General features: G+C 20.6%; 2 protein-coding genes. Both read left to right on the top strand.

Annotation, left to right across the window (positions count from 1 at the left end; all coding sequences use genetic code 11):
- On the top strand, window positions 1-725 hold a 725-nt coding region (locus tag ACJMNB_RS09155; protein ID WP_405341690.1), incomplete at its 5' end, for a hypothetical protein.
- A 318-nt stretch (window positions 726-1,043) separates the two neighbouring features.
- Window positions 1,044-1,547 (top strand): hypothetical protein, encoded by a 504-nt coding sequence (locus ACJMNB_RS09150; protein WP_405341688.1) that lies wholly within the window; start codon window positions 1,044-1,046, stop codon window positions 1,545-1,547.
- The last annotated feature ends 131 nt before the right edge of the window (window positions 1,548-1,678 follow it).

Here is a 1,678-nt window from a genome sequence, read left to right as displayed (position 1 = left end):
AAGGACAATATTTATTGCTACTTGATAGTGATGATTTATTTATTAATAAAGACATTTTTAATATTTGCTATAGACGGGCTGAAAAGGGTATTGATATAATTGAATTTTCAGGATTTTATTGCAATCAGGAGACATTAGCAAAATATAAAAATCCTCATGTTCCATATTATTTAGGATTTAAGCAAAATAATGAAATAATTACCCAACCCAGATTATCAAATTTCATTTATGAGCAAAATAATAATACAGTCATTAAATTAATAGATGGATTTTTATGTGCTAAATTTATGAGAACTGAAATATTTCAAAAGACCCTGAAATTCTTAGGAGATTGGATATATTCAGAAAAAGTTAATTATGGGGATGATAGAATTATTAATTTTGCATTATTTAAAATAGCAAATTCTTTTCAATTTATTAATATATACGGTTTATTATATTATAACAATTCTTTTTCAATTACTAATTCAATAAATGATAAAGAAAAAAGTCATGATGAATTAGTAAATATCATGAGTATTTTTAATATTACAAGAAATTCCTCTGATATTAAATATGCTATTTATGAATTATATCATCGGTGGAATATGACAATATATAATGGATTAAATGAAGTAAATAATAAAGAATATGCAAAAAACCTAATTAATTTAATATTAAAATCTAAATATATTCAAAAAGATGATATGAAAAAACTGAATTTTTTATTAAAAGATTTCATTTAAATGTAAATATTATTATAATTGTAAATATTATTTTAATTATAAAAAAAATTTTTTTTAAATTTAAGCAAATATATCTTCGGCATATCCCAAAATAAATAGAATTTGAATATTTTATAAAATTATATAGTTGACCAATAAAAATAAGAATATGTTTGATTTCTACATTTGCCTCAGAAAGATTTATAGCTAGATTTAAAGATTTATTATAGCCTATCTTTACCCTATTTTCAAAGTAATTTATATTAAATAATTATTAATTAATTTTATTTAATTATTAATTCTAATTTTTTTACTCTCTTCAATAAGTCTGATTTACAAATGTTTGGTAATTCTAAGACTAAGTCTCATTATATAGGAGTAATTTATGGAAATAATAAATCTATAATTCTTAAAGCTTGGTTAAATGAAATAATTAATAATATAAAAATTTATAAACGTAAATTATTTTTAAAAAGAATTTTCCCTATTAAAATTATTAAGGAATCTTATGAAAAAACTCGCATTTGGTGTTATCTTGGAAATGGAATTCTTAATAGATTAATTAATAAAACTTCCGAAAAGGATTTCAAAACTATAGAGTTAAAATATGCAGATGCATTACCTGACCAGTTTTATTTTAATGGAACTCCATATCAGAAATATTTGAATTTTTATTTCTCTAAAAATGATATGAATCCTTTTCTTAAGAACAGTAAAGGAATCATAATGCTTCATAATAGTTGGACACCATCACATTATAAAAAAATGTCGAAAGAAGAGTTTCTTCAGCAAGATATCATGTTGGCACATTTACTAAGAAAAATATTGAATATAACAAATTAAAACTCATTAATCATAGAATCTGAAATTATTTATTATTAAAAAAAGAGAGCCTATTAATTAGAAGAATGTATAATTTGAATTGAAAAGAATATACATATATTTTTTTAATGAAAATATTTTCCAAAATATAA

Source organism: Fibrobacter sp. (genome assembly GCF_045131395.1).
Taxonomy (GTDB): Bacteria; Fibrobacterota; Fibrobacteria; order Fibrobacterales; family Fibrobacteraceae; genus Fibrobacter.
The sequence above is the reverse complement of the archived record's forward strand: the minus strand, read 5'-3'. Positions and strand labels throughout refer to the sequence as shown.